The 17,759-nt window shown below is 70.6% G+C and carries 16 protein-coding genes; 6 read left to right on the forward strand and 10 right to left on the reverse strand.

Features of this window, described 5'->3' with window-relative positions; all coding sequences use genetic code 11:
- The first annotated feature begins 3 nt into the window (after window positions 1–3).
- Entirely contained in the window at window positions 4–1,620 is a 1,617-nt protein-coding gene (locus FKO37_RS24885; protein WP_238605931.1) for an ABC transporter ATP-binding protein, read from the forward strand.
- A gap of 53 nt (window positions 1,621–1,673) precedes the next feature.
- Window positions 1,674–2,192 (forward strand): dihydrofolate reductase family protein, encoded by a 519-nt coding sequence (locus tag FKO37_RS24890; RefSeq protein ID WP_037805774.1) that lies wholly within the window; start codon window positions 1,674–1,676, stop codon window positions 2,190–2,192.
- On the opposite strand, the gene pip is transcribed toward FKO37_RS24890, so the two are convergent.
- A complete protein-coding gene (gene pip, locus FKO37_RS24895; protein WP_037805776.1) occupies window positions 2,189–3,133 on the reverse strand; it encodes a prolyl aminopeptidase in 945 nt (314 codons plus the stop codon). The genes FKO37_RS24890 and pip overlap by 4 nt on opposite strands.
- Window positions 3,134–3,276: 143 nt before the next feature.
- Here pip and FKO37_RS24900 point away from each other — a divergent pair, with 143 nt between their 5' ends.
- Window positions 3,277–3,933, forward strand: coding sequence for a hypothetical protein (locus FKO37_RS24900; RefSeq protein WP_238605932.1), 657 nt, complete (start codon window positions 3,277–3,279; stop codon window positions 3,931–3,933).
- A 55-nt stretch (window positions 3,934–3,988) separates the two neighbouring features.
- Window positions 3,989–4,843: an SAM-dependent methyltransferase gene (locus tag FKO37_RS24905; RefSeq protein ID WP_238605933.1), complete on the forward strand. Its 855-nt coding sequence runs from the start codon at window positions 3,989–3,991 to the stop codon at window positions 4,841–4,843.
- Between the two features lie 3 nt (window positions 4,844–4,846).
- Here FKO37_RS24905 and FKO37_RS24910 read toward each other — a convergent pair whose 3' ends face one another.
- The 6 genes from FKO37_RS24910 to FKO37_RS24935 all read right to left on the reverse strand — a co-directional run bounded on the left by FKO37_RS24910 (window position 4,847) and on the right by FKO37_RS24935 (window position 11,506).
- Window positions 4,847–6,322, reverse strand: a complete 1,476-nt coding sequence (locus tag FKO37_RS24910) for an APC family permease (protein WP_238605934.1) — start codon at window positions 6,320–6,322, stop codon at window positions 4,847–4,849.
- A gap of 33 nt (window positions 6,323–6,355) precedes the next feature.
- The gene (locus tag FKO37_RS24915) at window positions 6,356–7,699 is read right to left on the reverse strand and encodes an MFS transporter (protein WP_238605935.1); all 1,344 of its coding nucleotides are present in this window, start codon (window positions 7,697–7,699) and stop codon (window positions 6,356–6,358) included.
- 154 nt (window positions 7,700–7,853) lie between these two features.
- Window positions 7,854–9,260, reverse strand: coding sequence for an aspartate ammonia-lyase (locus FKO37_RS24920; protein ID WP_238605936.1), 1,407 nt, complete (start codon window positions 9,258–9,260; stop codon window positions 7,854–7,856).
- 25 nt (window positions 9,261–9,285) lie between these two features.
- Window positions 9,286–10,410 (reverse strand): M20 family metallopeptidase, encoded by a 1,125-nt coding sequence (locus FKO37_RS24925; RefSeq protein WP_238605937.1) that lies wholly within the window; start codon window positions 10,408–10,410, stop codon window positions 9,286–9,288.
- The gene (locus tag FKO37_RS24930; RefSeq protein WP_238605938.1) at window positions 10,410–11,087 is read right to left on the reverse strand and encodes a DUF1028 domain-containing protein; all 678 of its coding nucleotides are present in this window, start codon (window positions 11,085–11,087) and stop codon (window positions 10,410–10,412) included. Before FKO37_RS24930 ends, FKO37_RS24925 begins: the two co-directional genes overlap by 1 nt.
- The gene (locus FKO37_RS24935; protein WP_037805786.1) at window positions 11,084–11,506 is read right to left on the reverse strand and encodes a RidA family protein; all 423 of its coding nucleotides are present in this window, start codon (window positions 11,504–11,506) and stop codon (window positions 11,084–11,086) included. Before FKO37_RS24935 ends, FKO37_RS24930 begins: the two co-directional genes overlap by 4 nt.
- Before the next feature lie 226 nt (window positions 11,507–11,732).
- On the opposite strand from FKO37_RS24935, the gene FKO37_RS24940 reads away from it, so the two are divergent.
- Complete coding sequence (locus FKO37_RS24940) at window positions 11,733–13,013, forward strand: NAD(P)/FAD-dependent oxidoreductase (protein WP_238605939.1); 1,281 nt, start codon at window positions 11,733–11,735, stop codon at window positions 13,011–13,013.
- A 60-nt stretch (window positions 13,014–13,073) separates the two neighbouring features.
- Here the strand turns inward: FKO37_RS24940 and FKO37_RS24945 are convergent, their stop codons facing one another.
- On the reverse strand, window positions 13,074–14,012 hold the full coding sequence (locus FKO37_RS24945) for a beta-ketoacyl-ACP synthase III (protein ID WP_238605940.1): 939 nt from the start codon (window positions 14,010–14,012) through the stop codon (window positions 13,074–13,076).
- A gap of 64 nt (window positions 14,013–14,076) precedes the next feature.
- Here FKO37_RS24945 and FKO37_RS24950 point away from each other — a divergent pair, with 64 nt between their 5' ends.
- Window positions 14,077–14,670, forward strand: a complete 594-nt coding sequence (locus FKO37_RS24950; protein ID WP_238605941.1) for a TetR/AcrR family transcriptional regulator — start codon at window positions 14,077–14,079, stop codon at window positions 14,668–14,670.
- Window positions 14,671–14,877: 207 nt separating this feature from the next.
- On the opposite strand, the gene FKO37_RS24955 is transcribed toward FKO37_RS24950, so the two are convergent.
- A complete protein-coding gene (locus FKO37_RS24955; protein ID WP_238605942.1) occupies window positions 14,878–15,789 on the reverse strand; it encodes a LysR substrate-binding domain-containing protein in 912 nt (303 codons plus the stop codon).
- A 14-nt stretch (window positions 15,790–15,803) separates the two neighbouring features.
- A complete protein-coding gene (locus tag FKO37_RS24960) occupies window positions 15,804–17,738 on the reverse strand; it encodes a primary-amine oxidase (protein WP_374204392.1) in 1,935 nt (644 codons plus the stop codon).
- Between the last annotated feature and the right edge of the window lie 21 nt (window positions 17,739–17,759).

Here is a 17,759-nt window from a genome sequence, read left to right on the forward strand (position 1 = left end):
CCCGTGTCCGAGCAGCTGCTTTCCCTGCGCGACGTCTCCGTCCGGTTCGGTTCCGCCGAAGCGGTGCGGGAGGTGACATTCGATGTGCGCCCCGGCGAGGTCGTCGCCCTCGTCGGGGAATCCGGTTCCGGCAAGTCGGTCACCGCGCTGTCGCTGCTCGGCCTGCTGCCGGACACCGCGACGGTCACCGGCTCCGCGGTGCTCGACGGCCGCGATCTGTACACAGTGGACGGTCCGGCGCTGCGCGCGGTGCGCGGCGGCGAGATCGGCATGGTGTTCCAGGAGCCGATGAGCGCGCTGAACCCGGTGTTCCGGATCGGCACGCAGCTCGTGGACGCGGTCCGGGCGCACCGGAAGGTGTCGCGGGCCGCGGCGCGCGAGCGGGCCCGGGAACTGCTGGAGCTCGTGGAACTGGACGCGCGGCGCGTGCTGCGGGCGTACCCGCACGAGCTGTCCGGCGGGCAGCTGCAGCGGGTGGTCATCGCGATCGCGCTGATCCACGACCCGAAATTACTGGTCGCGGACGAGCCGACGACCGCGCTGGACGTCACCGTGCAAGCCGGGATCCTGCAGCTGCTGCGGTCGCTGCGGGACCGGCTCGGCACGGCGATCCTGCTGGTGACGCACGACATGGGCGTGGTCGCGGACGTCGCGGACCGGGTTGTGGTGCTGCGCGAGGGCCGGGTCGTCGAGCAGAACACCGCGGCCGGGCTGTTCGCCTCGCCGCAAGCCGACTACACGCGGGAGCTGCTGGATTCGGTGCTGTCGCTGGGTTCCGCGCCCGGCGGTGCGGTGCGGCCGGCGTCGGCTCCGCTGGTGTCGGTGGAGGATCTCGCGGTGACCTACCGGGTCGGCGGCGGCGCCCCGCCGGTGCGCGCGGTCGACGGCGTGTCGCTGACGATCGGGACCGACGAGGTGCTCGGTCTCGTCGGCGAATCCGGTTCCGGCAAGAGCACGATCTCGTCCGTGCTGACCGGTCTGGTCGCTCCCTCGGCGGGCTCCGTGCGGATCGACGGCGTGGACGTCGCGCGCGCGTCGGCCCGGCAGCGGCGGGAGATCCGGCGGCAGATCGGGATCGTGTTCCAGAACCCGGCCTCCGCGCTCAACCCGCGCGCGACGATCGGTGCGAGCATCGCCGAACCCCTGGTGGTGCACGGCGAACGCGGCGAGCACCGGGAACGGGTCGCGGAACTGCTCGCCGCCGTGCGCCTGGACCCGGGCTGGAGCAACCGGTACCCGCACGAACTGTCCGGCGGGCAGCGGCAGCGGGTCGGGATCGCGCGGGCGCTGGCGCTGCGGCCGCGGCTGCTGATCGCGGACGAGCCGACGAGCGCGCTGGACGTCTCGGTGCAGGCCTCGGTGCTGGACCTGCTGGCGGACTTGCAGCGGGAACTGGCCTTCGCGTGCCTGTTCATCAGCCACGACCTGGCGGTGGTGGAGCGGGTCGCGGACCGGGTCGTCGTGCTGCACCACGGCAAGGTGGTCGAGGAGGGCCCGGTGGCGTCGGTGCTGGGCTCGCCGCGGGAGGACTACACGCGCCGATTGGTCGCGGCGGCTCCGGTGGCGGATCCGGAACGGCAGCGGGAACGCCGGGAGGCTTGGCGCGCGCTGTCCGGCTGACCGATGAGTTTCGGCCCTTCCGGGAGTCGGTACGGCAAACGGAAGGGGCTGAGATGGGAAAGCTGCTGTACTCCGCCGCGATGTCGCTGGACGGGTTCATCGCCGGGCCCGGCGGGGACATGGGATGGCTCGCGCCGTACACCGGGGACGCCGCCGACGACTTGGCCGCGGAGGTCGGCGCGCTGCTGGTCGGCCGCCGGACGTTCTCCGGCGACGACCCGTATCGCGGCACTGAGGGCGAAGGCAAGGCTTTCGGCGGCGGCTGGGACGGGCCGCAGGTGGTCTTGACCCGGGCTGACGCGCCAGCGGTGCCCGGGGTGACGTTCTGCTCCTCGCTGGAGGAAGGTGTCGCGACGGCGCGGGCGGCGGCGGGGGAGAAGACGGTGAACGTGCTGGGCGCTTCGGTCGGGCGGGCTTGCCTGGAGGCTGGCCTGCTGGACGAGGTCGTGGTGGTGGTGATGCCAGTGCTGCTCGGCGGCGGGGTGCGGTTGTTCGAACGGCCGGGCCCGCCGGTGCGGTTGGAGTTGCTGGCGCAGCGGGGGACGAGGCTGCGGTATCGCGTGCTGGCTTAGCGGTCCTCGAAGCGGGTGATCGCTTCCAGTACTGCCGTTCCCATCGACGGGCTGCCAGTGTGCCCCGCGTCGTCGATCACGACGAGTTCGGCGTCCGGCCATGCCTGGGCGAGCTGCCACGCTTTCCGCAGCGGTGCGCTGAGGTCGGCGCGTCCGTGGATCAGCACCGCCGGGATGCCGTGCAGCAGGTGGATGTCGCGCAGCAGCTGATCGTCCTCGAGCCAGGCGTGGTGGCGGTAGTAGTGCGCGCAGAGGCGGGCGAGCGTGATCAGTTCGTCGTCCGGGCCCGCGCTGAACTGGCCGGTTCGTCCGCCGACCCATTCGTGCGAGATCACCGCGTCTTCCCAGGCGCACCAATCGCGGGCGGCGCGGAGCTGCACCGCGCGGTCCGGGCTGGCGAGGAGCTGCGCGTACCCGGCGAGGAGGTCTCCGTCCGGGTCGGGCGCGCCTGCCCGGAACGCTTCCCATTGCGCGGGCAGCAGCCGCCGGACGTCGCGGTAGAGCCAGTCGATCTCGTCCGGCGACGAGGTGAACGCGGCGACCAGCACGATGCCGCTGACCCGTTCCGGATGCCGCTGCGCGTAGGCCAGCGCGAGCGTCGCGCCCCAGGAACCGGCGTAGAGCAGCCAGTTCTCGAAGCCGAGGTGGACGCGCAGCCGCTCCATGTCGGCGATCAGGCGGTCGAGGGTCTGGTGCTCCAGGCTCACCGCCGGGTCCGCGACGCTCGGCGTGCTCCGTCCGCAGCCGCGCTGGTCGAACACCACGACGCGGAACTTCTCCGGGTCGAAGCCGCTGCGGCCGAAGCTGCCGCCGCCTCCGCCGGGGCCGCCGTGCACGCACAGCACCGGCTTGCCGGAGCCGCTGGCGTCCCAGTAGATCTGCTGTCCGTCGCCGGCGTCGAGCATGCCGGTCGCGTCGGGTTCGACCGAAAACGGCCGCATCGCGGGCCTCCTCCCCGGGCCGGAAACCCGTCGAGCGTACTGGATCACGCCCGAGCCGGGTTTACAGCGCGGACCGGGGGTCCCTAGGATCTGGCGCGCCGGAAGCGCCGCGGACGCGCGGCCCCGGAGGGGTGGAGGTCTGGATGGGGAACCCGGAGTCCGGCAGCGACCTCGAGTCGGTCGCGAATCTCGTGCGGCTGTCCGAGACGGCGCCGATGCCCCGGATCGACGGCAGCGAACCCCCGCCGCTGGTGCGCCGCCGGGCCGACAGCGCCGACGAACCGACCTCGGCGTTCGGCGGGGTCCTCGACGTTTCGACCGGCTCCCCGGCCGAACAGCTCGCCAAACGCGGCCCGGCGCCCGTCGCCGACCCGCCCGCGCTGGCCGCCGAGACCGCGCCGCCCGCCCAGCGAAAGCCGCGCTACGGCCTCTTCGCCGGCGCCGCGGTGGTGGTGTGCGCGGGGCTGGGCTCGTGGGCGTTGTGGCCGTCGGCGTCCGGCGGGACGGACTCGCAGCCGGTGCAGCCGCCGCCCGCTCCGGTCCGCACCACGTCGTCCGCGCCGCCCGCGGTGAGCACGCTCAGCGCGTCCCCGGCACCGGCGAGCGACCAGGTGCGCGACACGGTGATCCGGGCCAGCAGCCGTCCCGCGACGACCGCGCCGCCGCGCGTCCAGCCGACGCAGAACCCGCAGCAGGACGGCCAGAACCAGTCCCACGACTCGATGGAAGACGCGTTCCGCTCGGCGGTCAGCTCGTACATGGAGCAGTGGGGCGACGGGCCGCGCCGCTGGCACGGCTGAGCGGCAGTACTACTCTGAGTAGGTCACTGCCGACCGACCGCTCCGCGAGGTGTCCATGACCGGCTCGTCGTCCCCGTTGTCGCCCAGCCAGGTGCCGGTGGGGGTGGACCCGAACCGCCCGAGCATCGCGCGGATCTACGACGGGTTCCTCGGCGGGAGCCACCACTACGAGGTGGACCGCGCGGTGATGGAGAAGATCAGCACGGCCGTCCCGGAGGCGGTGCACATCGCCCGCGGCAACCGCGGTTTCCACAACCGCGTGCTGCGCATGCTGGCGAGCCAGACCGACATCCGCCAGTTCCTCGACTGCGGTTCCGGCCTGCCGACCGCCGAGAACACCCACCAGATCGTCCAGCGCTACCACCGCGACGCGCACGTGGTGTACGTCGACAACGACCCGGTGGTGCTCGCGCACGGCCGCGCGCTGCTGGAGGACAACGACTTCACGCACATGGTCGAGGCCGACATCTTCGAGCCGCGGGCCGTGCTGCGGCACGAAACCGTGCGCGAGTACATCGACTTCTCCGAGCCGGTCGCGCTCCTGCACATCGGCACCATGCACCACTACGAGGGCGACGGCGCGGTCGAGGTGATGCGCGAGTACATCGACGCACTCGCGCCCGGTTCGTACGTCGCCATGGCGCACTTCTACGACCCCGAGGTGCCGGAGCTGACCGCGGTCGCGAAGCGGATCGAGGAGATCCTCGTGTCCGGACCGCTGGGCGCTGGGCGGTTCCGGACCCGCGCGGAGATCGAGGCGATGCTGCCCGGTCTCGAACTGCTCCCGCCGAGCCGGACGGACGGGCCCGGCTTGTCCGTGGCGGACGAGTGGTGGCAGGACGGTCCGAGGCTGAAGCCGCTGAGCGACGCCGCCCGGTGCGTGGCCGGTGTGGTGGGCCGGAAGGTCTGACTCCTACGCCGGTTGCGGGACTTCCGCGACCGGCGCGGGTTGCCTGCGGGCGACGAGGTAGCCGACGAACCCGAACCCGATCAGCACCGCCAGGGTGCCAGCGGTGAACAGCTCGAAGGTCAGCCGCGACACGCCCCAGGTGCCCTCGAAGTCGTAGGGCACCCCGAGCGCGCGGTCCAGCACCCCAGGCACCACCGTCTGCCACGCGCCCAGCAGGATCCACGCGTAGATCAGCACCGAGCTGACCCACAGCCCGATCCGTCCGCCGGGAACCCGGAACGGGCGGTCCGCCGCGGGGTATTTCCGCCGCAGCACCAGGATTGTCGGGAAGATCAGCAGGTACGACAGCAGCAGCGTGCTCACCGCGATGTTGAGCACCACCGCGAACACCGCCGAGGCCGAACTGCTCTGCACGATCGTCGCCACCACCGTGAACGCGGTCGCGACCACGCCGGAGAGCAGGTTGACCCGCAACGGCGTGTTGAGCTTCGGATGGAACGCCCCGAACCACCGCGGGAATGCGCCGTCGACCGCGGCCATCGCCTGGATGCGGTCCGAGGCGATCATCCACGAGCAGCCCTGGTTCAGCAGGACGAAAATGAACACGACGGCGGCGAGCGTCAGCATCGCGTCCGAAGCGCCGCCGTAGACGGAGAACACCTGGCGCACCGCGTCGAGGAACCCGCCGAGCCCGTTGATCTTGTCCGGCGGCATCACCAGGACGATGCCGAAAACCGGCACCAGGTAGCACAACGCCGACACGAGACCGGAAACGCCGACCGTGATCGGGACATCGCGCCGCGGGTTGTGCATCTCCTCCGCGGCGCCGTTGGGCGCCTCAAACCCGACGAGGGCGAACATCAGAACCGGGACCACGGCGAGGAATCCGCCGATGGTGGGGGAGAAGGCCAGCGAGCCGTGGACGCCGTTGCGCGCCGCGTAGATCGCCGCGGTGACGGCGAAAAGCACCACGAGCCCGACCTTCAGCAAGGCCCCGGCGGCGATGAACCACTTGCCGTACCGCAGGCTCACCACCGCGCCGAGGATCGCCAGCCAGATGAAAACCAGCTTGAACGCGTAGTCCGCGAACCCGCCCGGCGAGGCCGGCACGAGGTACTGCTGCCAGGTCGCCGCCGCGAGGAAGGTGATCGATCCGCCGAGCCACACCGGGTTGGTGATCCAGTACAGCAGCGTGCCGAGCGCGGCGGGCAGCTTCCCGAACGCGAGGCGCAGCCAGACGAACGGCCCGCCCTCCGCCGGGAACGCGCTCCCCAGTTCGGCCATGACCAGGCCGTACGGGAACAGGAACAGCACGAGGAGCACGGCGGTCCAGGTGACCGCCTCCGCCCCCGAGGTCGCGATCTGGCCGATGGTGTCCACCGAGATGATGGCCGCGATCGCGAGGAAGATCGAGTCGATCCGGCGCAGATTCCGGCGCAGGTTTCCGGATTCGCTGTTGACGAAGGTGGGTTCGGACACGCTTCACCGCCTTTGGTGAATCGAGGGAGGGAGTCAGGCTTCGGTGTTCTCCAGGTCTTCCTTGTGCAGCAACGGGGTTCCGGCGGTCTCGCGCATCGAGAACGCGGCGACGAGACCGACCGCCGCGGCGGCCATCAGGTACGGGCCGGGCACGAGCGTGCTGCCGGTCGCGGAAATCAGGACGGTCATCAGGTACGGCACGGTGCCCGCGAACAGCGCCGCGGTGATGTTGTACGCGATGGACAGTCCGCTTTGCCGGGTGCGGGTCGGGAAGATCTCCGCCGACCACACCGCGTAGGTGCCGAGGATCGCCGCCAGGATGGCGCCGAGGGCGAGCCCGCCGATCCAGGTGCCGACGAGGCCGGTGCGCATCAGCAGGTAGGCGGGGATGGCGAAGACGAACAGCGCCGCGCCCGCGCCGATCAGGACCGGCCGTCGCCCGACCCGGTCGGAAAGGCGGCCGAAGAACGGCACGAGGACCAGCCCGACGAGCGAGATCACCGTGGACAGTGCCGCCGCGCTGCCGGACGAGTGGCCGAGGTAGTCGGTCTCGTAGGTGACCAGGTAGGTGAGCACGGCGTAGAACGGCACGTGCATCATCGTCATCAGCCCGGCCGCCTGGAGCAGCTGCTTCTTGTTGTGGCGGAACAGTTCCCGGACCGGGCTGCGGGGCACGTTGTCGGTCGCTTCGAGGGCGCGGTACTCGGGCGTGTCCTCGATCTTGCTGCGGATGACGAACCCGATGATGCCCAGCGGCGCGGCGATCAGGAACGGGACGCGCCAGCCCCACGACGCCAGCTGCGCGTTCGTCAGGCCGATCGACAGCAGCAGGAACACGAACGAACCGGCGAGGAAGCCCAGCAGCGAACCGACTTCCAGCCAGCTGACGCCGAACCCGCGCCGCCGCCGCGGCGCGTACTCGGCGAGGAAGCTCGCCGCGCTGCCGAATTCGCCGCCCGCGGCGAGGCCCTGCAACAGGCGCAGCAGCACCAGCAGGATCGGGGCCGCGATGCCGATCGTCGAGTAGCCCGGCAGCAGGCCGATCACGAGCGTGGCCCCGGACATCACGAAGATGACCACCGACAGTGTGCGCTTGCGGCCGATCTTGTCGCCCAGCGGCCCGAAGATCAGCGCGCCGACCGGCCGGATCCCGAACGACACCGCGAAGACGCCGAACACCGCGAGCAGGCCCGCGGTCGAGTTGCCCGCCGGGAAGAAGACCGAGGCGATGGTGCCGGCGAGGTAGGCGTAAGCGGCCCAGTCGAACCAGTGCACGAAGACGCCGACGGCACCGGCCGCGACGCTGCGGCGCAACGTGGCGGGATCGGCGCTCTGTTCGGCGAGGTCGGGCGCCGGAGAGGCGTCGGATGCGGTCATGAATGGCCTCCTTGGACCGGTTCTCCGGGAGGACGCTAAGAGCGGCCCACGGCATCTAACAAGAAGTAATAAGCAAAGCAATGCATCGGTTCGAGTTATGCAGAAGCGCTGAGCTGTGCCGATACGAGGGGCTGACGGCGGCGAAACACCGTGTTCACGTGCGGGACGGCCCGCCGGTGAGGGCCTGCGGGGTGATCAGCGCACCCACCTGGTCGTCGGTCAGCAACCGCCGTTCCCGCACCAGTTCCAAGGCGGGGCGTCCGGTTTGGTGCGCTTCCAGGGCGAGCCCGCACGCGGTTTCGTAGCCGAGCGCCGGGCTCAGCGCGGTGACCAATCCGGTCGAGGTGGCGACGAGATCGGCGAGGTGCTCCCTGCGCGCGGTGATGCCGCGTACGCAGTGTTCGGCGAGCACCCGGGCGCCGGCGGTGAGGTGGTCGAGCCCGGCGGTCAGCGCTCGCGCGATGATCGGTTCGAAGGCGTTGAGCTGGAGCTGCCCGCCCTCGGCGGCGAGCGTGATCGTCACGTCGTGGCCGATGATTTCGAAGGCGATCTGGTTGACCGTCTCCGGGACGACGGGGTTGACCTTGCCCGGCATGATCGAGGACCCGGCCTGCCGGGCGGGCAGTTCGATCTCGCCGAACCCGGCCTGCGGCCCGGACGAGAGCAACCGGAGATCGTTGCAGATCTTGGACATTTTGACCGCCACGCGTTTCAGCACGCCGGACAGCTGCACGAACACGCCGACGTCCTGGGTCGCTTCGATCAGGTCGGGCGCGGAGACGAGCGTCGCGATGCCGGTCAGCTCGCGCAGGTGCGCGACAGCCCGCTCGCGGTATCCGGGACGCGCGTTGAGGCCAGTGCCGATCGCGGTGCCGCCGAGGTTCAGCTCGTGCAGCAGCAACCGGGCTTCGGCGAGCCGCTGTTCGTCCTCGCCGAGCGTAGCGGCGAACGCGCCGAACTCCTGGCCGAGCGTCATCGGGACGGCGTCCTGCAGCTGGGTGCGGCCCATCTTGAGGACGTCGGCGAACTCGATCGCCTTGTCCGCGAAGGCTTCCCGCAGCCCGGCGAGCGCGGCGAGCAGTTCGGCGAGATGCCGGTCGAGGGCGAGTTTGACCGCGGTGGGGTAGACGTCGTTGGTGCTCTGGCCGAGGTTGACGTGGTCGAGCGGATGCAGTTTGGTGTACTCGCCGCGGGCGTGGCCGAGCAGTTCCAGGGCGCGGTTGGCGATGACCTCGTTGGCGTTCATGTTCGTCGACGTCCCGGCACCGCCCTGGATGAGGTCGACGACGAACTGGTCGTGCAGCCGACCGCCCCGAATTTCCGCGCACGCCTGCCCGATCGCCGCGGCTCGCTCCGGGGAGAGGGCCCCGACCTCCGCGTTGGCCCGCGCGGCGGCCTCCTTGACGGTGGCGAGCGCGGCGACGAGATGCGGCCGGTCGGCGAGGGTTTCGCCGGTGATGGGGAAGTTGACCAGCGCACGGGCGGTGTGCGCGCCGTAGTAGACGTCGCCGGGCACGCTGATTTCGCCGAGCATGTCGTGCTCGGAGCGGGTGCTGGACATCGGTGTCCTTCCCGGTGCAGGAGGTTCAGAGGGTGCGGTCGACGCCGGTCCACGCCAGCGCGATGGCACCGTCGAGCAGGGCGCGCTCGGCGGTGCCGCCGACGCAGTGCGCGGCGAATTCGCGCTGGTGGTTGATCGCGGGCAGCGACCCGATGCCGATGTAGGAATGAATCGCGGGCACGACCTGCGAGACGTTGCCCATGTCGGTGGACGCGCGGTTCATCCGCGACGCCGTGCCGTCCGGCGCGAACTCGCGGCCGAGTTCGAGGGCGTTGGCGCGATAGGCGGCCAAAGCCGGTTCATCGGCGCAGAATTCGGCATACGGCTTGCTCTCCGGCTCGACGCTCAGCTCGCAACCGGTGGCGAGTGCCCCGGCTTCGAAGGCCCGCATGACGCGTGGCTCCAATTCGGACAGTTCCGCCAGCGTCTCGGCTCGTACGTACCACCGGCCGGACGCGTGCTCGGGGATCGCGTTGGGGGCGTCCCCGGCGTGCGTCACGATCCCGTGCACGCGTGCCGAGGCCGGAAGTTGTTGCCGCAGAAGGCCGATCGCGACCTGGGCGACGGTGAACGCGTCGGCGGCGTTGACCCCGGCTTCGGGATACGCGGCCGCGTGCGCGGACTTGCCGGTGTAGGAGATCTTCGAGTGGCTGACGGCGAACGGCCGCGCTTCGGCGACGTCGACCGGTGCCGGGTGCACCATCATCGCGAGGTCGACCCCCGCGAAAGCGCCGCGCTCCAGCAACTCGATCTTCCCGCCACCGCCCTCCTCCGCCGGGGTTCCGTAGACCTCGACGGTGATCCCGAGGTCGTCGGCGACTTGGGCGAGACCCAGCGCGGCCCCGATTGAGCTGGCCGCGATGAGGTTGTGCCCGCACGCGTGGCCCAGGCCGGGCAGGGCGTCGTACTCGGCGCACAGCGCGATCCGCTTGGGCCCGGAGCCGAAGCTGGCGTGGAACGCGGTGTCCAGACCGAGGTACTTCGCCGTGACCGCGAACCCGGCCCGGTCGAGCAGTTCCGGCACCGCGGCGGCCGCGCGATGCTCTTCCCACGCGGTTTCCGGATCCGCGTGCAGGCGCTCGGACAGCTGGATCAGCTCGGCGGCGTGCCGCTCGACCACGGCGCGGGCGGCCGCTTTGGGCGTGGCCATCACTCGTCTCCCGGCACGCCGTAGGACGGCGCGGCCGCGGGGTTCAGGCCGCGGGTGACGTAGTCGTCGCGCTGGGGGAGCCAGACGTCGAGGAGCTCGGCGAGCTGCTCGATCGGCTCGTCCGCCCAGTCCACGCGCAGATCGGTAACCGGCCAGTCCGCCCCGGACACCACGACCAGCCCGGCCGACCGCACCGGGCCTTCCTCGCCGCCCGCCGCGAGCCCGGCCCGCATCGCCGCGACGAGCCGCTGTTCCAGCTCGCCCGTCGAGTCGGCGAAAGCGTCCACCATGGACCGCGGAATGTGGTCGCCCGCCAGCATGTTGCCCGCCACGACCACGCCGTCCGCTGTCGCTGACGCGTGCGTGCCGAGGGTTTTCGAGCCGCTGTAAGCGAAACCGGGCCCGGTCTGGCCGAGCACGGTCAGCTGCCGGTACTCGATGTGCTCCGCCGCCGACGTGACCTCGGCCAGCGCCTTCTCCGGGTCGCCGTGCTCGGCGAGCCGGTCCAGCAGCCGTCCGCCGAGCCGCGGGTCGGTGATGTTCTGCGAGGCCGCGGCGCCGAGGCCCGGGCGCAAGTGCGCGACCCGGGCGACGACCGCCGGACTGGACGAGCTGGCCGCGATGCCGAACCGGACGGTGCCGCCGGACGTGTCGCGGGCGACGATCGAAAAGGTCACTTTTCCTCCTCCGGGATCACCGCGATGGCGTCGATCTCGCACAGCCACTCCGGCCGGGCGAGCGCGGACACGACCACGCCGGTCGAGATCGGGTGCACGCCCTTGGTCCAGCGCCCGACGGTGCGGTAGACCGCCTCGCGGTAGCGCGGGTCGACCAGGTAGATGGTGAGCTTGACCAGATGCTCCATCCGGCTGCCCGCTTCTTCGAGCAGCATCTTGATGTTCGCCATCGCCTGTTCGGCCTGCGCGGCGACGTCGCCGATCCCGACCGATTCGCTCGTGTCGAGGTCCTGCCCGATCTGGCCGCGCACGTAGACCGTGCCGTTGGCGACGACGGCCTGGCACAGGTCGTTGTCGAGGTTCTGCTCCGGGTAGGTGTCCCGCGTGTTGAACGGGCGGATGCGACGGTGGACAGTCACTGCGGGGCCTTCCGTGCGGCGGTCGTCGGACGCCTCAGCCTGACCGCGCCGCCGAGGTTCTGTCCAGTAGATGTTTCCGGACCAATGCATCTGTTGGATCGATGCACTCTGCATCGGGAAATCAGATCTTGAGTGCCGGAAACATCTGTTGGACACGGGCAGTGCGGGCCGTGAGGATCCGGGGAGGCGGCGCTGAACCGCGCCGGAGCCGGAGCGGAGGTCTGGGATGTCGAGCGAACAGGTGGAGGCCCTCGTCGTGGGCGGGGGACAGGCCGGCCTGGCGATGAGCGAGCACCTGAGCGAGTGCGGCGTGCCGCACGTCGTCCTGGAACGGAACCGGATCGCCGAACGCTGGCGCTCGGAACGGTGGGACTCGCTCGTCGCGAACGGCCCGGCGTGGCACGACCGGTTCCCCGGCCTGGAATTCCCCGACGTGGCCCCCGGCGAGTTCGCGTCGAAGGAGCAGGTCGCGAACTATTTCGAGGCGTACGCGGAAAAAATCGCCGCTCCGGTCCGCACTGGAGTGGAGGTGACGTCCGTGCGCCGGCACGAGGGCAGGCCCGGATTCCGCGTCGAAACCTCGGACGGCGCCCTCGACGCCCGGTACGTCATCGCCGCGACGGGCCCGTTCCAGCGTCCGGTGATCCCGCCGATCGTGCCCGCCGATGCCGGACCGGTGCAGTTGCACTCCAGCGGGTACCGGAACCCCGGGCAGCTTCCCGAAGGCGCGGTGCTGGTGGTCGGCGCGGGTTCGTCAGGCGTGCAGATCGCGGAGGAACTCCGCCGCGCCGGACGCGAGGTCTACCTGTCCGTCGGCCCGCACGACCGGCCGCCGCGCAGCTACCGCGACCGCGACTTTTGCTGGTGGCTGGGCGTTCTGGGCAAGTGGGACGCCGAGACGCCGCCCGCCGGAGCGGAACACGTCACCATCGCGGTGAGCGGCGCTCGCGGCGGGCACACCGTGGACTTCCGTGCACTGGCCGGGCTCGGCATCACGCTCGTCGGCATGACCGGTGCCTATGCCGAAGGCAAGCTCAGCTTCGCGACCGACCTGGCGAAGAACATCGCGGCGGGCGACGAGAATTACCTTGCCCTGCTTGACGAAGCCGACGCCTACGTGGCCCGCAACGGCCTCGACCTGCCCGAGGAACCGTCCGCCCGCGACCTGGGCCCGGACCCGGCGTGCGTCACCGATCCGCTGCTGGAACTGGATTTGGCCGCGGCCGGGGTGACCTCGATCGTCTGGGCCACGGGGTTCGCCGTCGACTACAGCTGGCTGCAGGTGGACGCCTTCGACGAGAACGGACGGCCGAAGCACCGTCGCGGAGTGTCGGTGGAGCCGGGCGTGTACTTCATCGGCTTGCCGTGGCTGGCGCGGCGCGGGTCGAGTTTCATTTGGGGTGTCTGGCACGACGCGAGGTTCGTGGCCGATCACGTGGCGATTCAGCGCGGGTACCAGAGCCAGCCCTCGACGGCGGCGAGCCAGCGGTCCGACACCCGGGAATGAATGCGGTGCCGGACGCTGACCTGGACCGTTTTCGCCGAGAACGAGCGGATCCCAGGTCCTTCACGGACAGGTCACGACCTGTCCGGCCCAGGAGAGCCCGCCGCCGAAGGCGAACAGCAGCACCGGCCCGCCGGACGGCAGCTCGCCGCGCGAGACCATTTTGGACAGTGCGAGCGGGACGGACGCTGCCGACGTGTTGCCGGAATCCACCACGTCACGGCCGATCACCACGTCCTCGCGCAGTTCGAGCCGGGCGGTCAGCGCCTCGATGATCCGCAGATTCGCCTGATGGGTGACGACCCCGGCGAGGTCGGTGGTGGCGATGCCCGCGCGAGCGCAGGCTTCCGCCGCGACGGCGGGCAGCTCCTGGGTCGCCCAGCGGAACACCGACTGGCCGTCTTGCGCGAACGCGGGCTGCCATTCGTCCACGAGCCGGACCAGCTGCCGGCGCGTCGGGTCGGAGCCCCAGACGACCGGGCCGACCGCCGGAGCGTCCGCCGCGCTGAGGATTGCGGCACCCGCGCCGTCGCCGAGGAGGACGCAGGTGCTGCGGTCGGTCCAGTCGGTGATGTCCGACATCTTCTCCGCGCCGATGACCAGCGCGTGCCGGGCCGCACCGGCTTGGACGGCGTGGTCCGCGGCGGCGAGCGCGGTGCAGAAGCCGGCGCATCCGTTGTTGAGGTCGAAACATACCGCGGCCGGGATGCCGAGACGGCCCGCGACCTGGGCGGCGATCGACGGGCAGCGGTCGATCGCGCTGCAGGTGGCGACCACGACCAGGCCGATCTCGCCGGGGTCGAGCCCGGCCCCGGCGAGTGCCTTCGCGGCGGCTTCGGTAGCCAGGTCGGCGACCGAGCCGTCCGCGATGTGCCGGGTGGCGATGCCGGTGCGGCGGCGGATCCACTCGTCGGTCGTGTCGACCATGTCTTCGAGGTCGGCGTTGGTCAGCACGCGGGCGGGCTGGTGGTGGCCGAGCGCGGTGATGCGGGAAGCGGGCATCTGGGTCTCCTCACGGGGTCCGGCTCAATATAGCGACCGATCGTTCGTAATCTATAGTGGTTTCATGAGTCCCCGGAAGACCGCCGCCGAGACCCGCCACACCCGGCAGCGCATCCTCGACCTCGGCCTGGTGCTCGCCTCCGCCGAAGGCCTGGAGGGGCTGACCATCGGGCGGCTCGCCGCCGAGCTGGGGATGAGCAAGGCGGGCGTGATCGGCCATTTCGGCACCAAAGAGAGCCTGCAGCTGGCCGTGATCGACGCCGCCGCCGAACTGTTCGTCCGCGAGGTGCCCGAACGCGCCCGCGGTGTCCCGCGCGGCCTGCCCTACCTCCGGGCGGCGGGGGAGGCCTGGATCTCCTACCTGGAACGCGACCTGCTGCCCGGCGGCTGCTTCTTCACCGCGGCGGCGGCCGAGTTCGACGGCCGCGAAGGACCGGTGCGCGACGCCGTCGTCCGGATGAGCGCGTTCTGGCAGCGGGAGCTGCGGGTCAACATCTGGCGCGCGGTGAGCCTCGGGGAATTGCCGCCGGACACGGACATCGACCAGCTGCTCTACGAGATCGTCGCGATCATGCTGGCGCTGAACCATTTCCGGCAGCTGCACCGCGATGTGCAGGCTGCGGCTCGCGCGCGTCGGGCGTTGGAGCGGCTGCTTTGACGCGGATGTTCGCTCAGGAGGAGTACTGCGCGCGGAATTCCTGCGCCCGCCGGGTGAGTTGAGGTCCGCGCATCGTCGTGCAGCTGCTCTACGAGATCGTCGCGATCATGCTGGTGCTGAACCATTTCCGGCAGCTGCACGCCGATGGCCAGGCGGCGGCCCGCGCGCGCCGGGCGTTGGAACGGCTGCTTTGACGCGGATGTTCGCTCAGGAGGAGTACTGCGCGCGGCACAGCTCCCGGAATTCCTGCGCCCGCCGGGTCAGCCGAACCCCGCGCATCGTCGCGAGCACGATATCCAGCGACGGAACGTCGTCCGTCAGCGCGAGCGGCACCACGCTCGCCCCCGCGTAAGTCGTGTCCGCAGGCGGACGCTGGTTGAGCAACGCGAATCCGTGCCCGGAAGCCACCAGCGCCCGCACCGTCTCGTATCCGCTCGTCCGGTGCCGAACCCGCGGGGCCACCCCGGCGTCGCTCAGGATCGACTGCAGGTACTCCCGGCTGTGCGGCAGATCGAGCAGCACCATCGGCTCCTCCGCCAGCTCGTGCAGCGACACCTTGCGGCTCTTCCGCCGGGCGAGCCGATGGTCCTCGGAGACGAGCGCGTACGGCGCGGCGGTGCCGACCACCTCGCGGTCGATGTCGTCGTCGAGGTCGTAGCCGTACAGCATCGCCAGCTCGGTCTCGCCGGCTCGCAACGCGGCCTTGAGCGCCTTGTGCTCGCCCTCGCGCAGGGACACGTGCACACGCGGATGCCGGGTCTCGAACTCGGCCAGCAGGCTCGGCAGGCGGAACGGCGCGAGCGTGGTGAAGCAGCCTACGGTGAGCGTGCCGACCAGGTCGGTGCCGGATTGCCGCGCGGTTTCGACCAGCTCCGCGCCGTGCGCGAGGAAATCCAGCACCCGCTTGTAGAACTCCTCGCCGGCGGTGGTCAGGCTGAGCCCGCGGGCGTGGTGGCGCAGCAGGAACTGCACGCCCATTTCCTTCTCCAGCTGCGCGATCGCCGTCGAAACGGCCGACTGCGAAACCATCAGCTCCTTCGACGCGGCCGTCATGCTCAGGTGCCGCGCCGCCGCCTCGAAATAGCGCAGCTGCACGAGGGTGAAGGAAGGCTCGCTCATGCCGACATCCTGCCTCAGTGGCAGCAGCCGGGATGCTGCGGTTTCGGCGCGGGCGTGTCCAGCGCGGGGTTGACGTCGAAGAATCCGCTGGGCTTGAGCGTGAACCCGGTGTGGTCGACGGGCATGATCGGCCAGTCCTCGGTGCGCGGGTAGTGCGTGAGCCCGAAGGTGTGCCACACGACGAGGTCGGCGCCGTCGAGGTCGCGGTCGGCCTGGATCCAGGTGTCGATGCCGGTGTTGCCGTCGTTCTGGTTGACGTACTCGCCCGCCGGGAAGCGTTCGTCCTCGGCATACGCGGTGACCCAGAGGTGCTTGCGGGTGAAGGCGGCGCGGCGGGCGATCGAGGACGCGTCGTCGGCCAGCAACGGCGGCAGGCCTTCCGGATGCAGCGTGTACCCGACGGGCTTGCCGAGGGTGTTGCGAGACTCGGGATTGCTGATCCGCCAGGTGCGGCCGAGGTTGCCGTCGGCGAGCCGGGCGGCCTCGGATTCCTTGGCCAGCCTGGTGATCTTGCGGGTGAAAGCGTTGCCGTGCGGATTGCCCGGGCCGATAGGGACGCGTTGCGCGTCGATTTCGTCGACGGCGTTCGTGAGGCCGTCGACCATCATGTCCAGCCGCGCGGAGAACAGGTGCTGGTGGAACGGCGCGCCGATGCCCGGGGCGATTTCGGCGGCCCACGGGTAGTCGTCGTCGGCCGGAAAGGCCGAGGTGAAGACGATCCCGGTGGCCTTGCACTCGAGTTCGATCGTGCCGTCGAGGTAGAGGTACCAGTAGAAGCCGTAGTCGTAATTGCCGACCGTCACGAAGAACGAGATGACCAGCCGACGCTGCCGACGGGTGGAAACACTGCCGTTGTAGTGGTCAGTGTGCTTCCACAGCACGCCAGCGTCTTCCTCGTGCATGCAGATCGCGTTCGCGATGGTGTGCGGATGCCCGTCGTCGTCGTGCAGGACGGCGTCGAAGTAGCGGATCTCGCCGAGACAATCGCAGCCAAGCGTCAGCGAGTTGGCCTCCTTGCCCAGCGAGTACTCGCCGGCGTCGAAGTAGTTCTGCCAGAACCGGACCGGGCTCGGATCGCCGTACGGCACGACCATCTCGGCGACCGACGCGCGGTAGACGACCGGACGCAGCCGGTCGCCGTCCTGGAAGCCGATTTGGTGCAGGGTAAGGCCTTCGACCGCGTTGAAGCCGATCCGGAACTGCCACTTCTCCCACGTGACGACATCGCCGTCGACAGTGAAGCTCGGCCCCTCGGGCTGGGTGATCACGATGGGTTTCTGCGTGTCGCGGACGGGTCCGTCGAGGTGGTAGTCGTAGGCGGTGCGCGGGATGTCGGCCGGGCCGTCGTCGATGAGGTCGTGCACGCGGCCGGAGATCAGGTCGACGTAGGCGACGACGCCGTCGATCGGGTGCGCCCAGAGGTTGTCGTCCTTGTTGAGCTGGAGGAAGGCCAGGCAGCGCACGAGCCGCAGCCCGGTCTCGCCGGGGATGTCGAAGCATCCGGCGCTCAGGGCGGAGATCCGGACCGAACGGGGTTCGTCGATGCCGCGGCGGCGCATCGCCGCATTCCACGCCTCGTCCTTCCAGAGGATCTCCTCGACCAGGTCGAACTCCTCGTGCAGGATCGGCGGCTGCCCCTCGGCGACCACGTCCACCGCCCGGTCGGCCACGACCTCGCCGCTGGTCAGCGACACGACCGTTTCGCGCACCGCGCCGGTCCGCCGGTCGAGCAGCAGCGAACGGACGCGGCGGTCGACCGGGTCGCCCGGCTGCCAGGCCAGCACGGCCGCTTTCGCCGGTTCGAGCAGCGAGACGAGCGCGAACCGGGTGCTCTCGGTCGCGATCCCTGCTCCGGCCAGCAGCGCGCGGTTGCGGGCGACCTCGTCTTCGGTCAGGCGCGAGAGGGGGTGGGCCATGCGCGTCTCCTCATTCTTTGCGGTCTGTCGCAAAGAATGCGCGCTGCCGGTCCG

Source organism: Amycolatopsis sp. Poz14, assembly GCF_006704225.1.
In the GTDB taxonomy this organism is placed as follows: domain Bacteria; phylum Actinomycetota; class Actinomycetes; order Mycobacteriales; family Pseudonocardiaceae; genus Amycolatopsis; species Amycolatopsis nivea.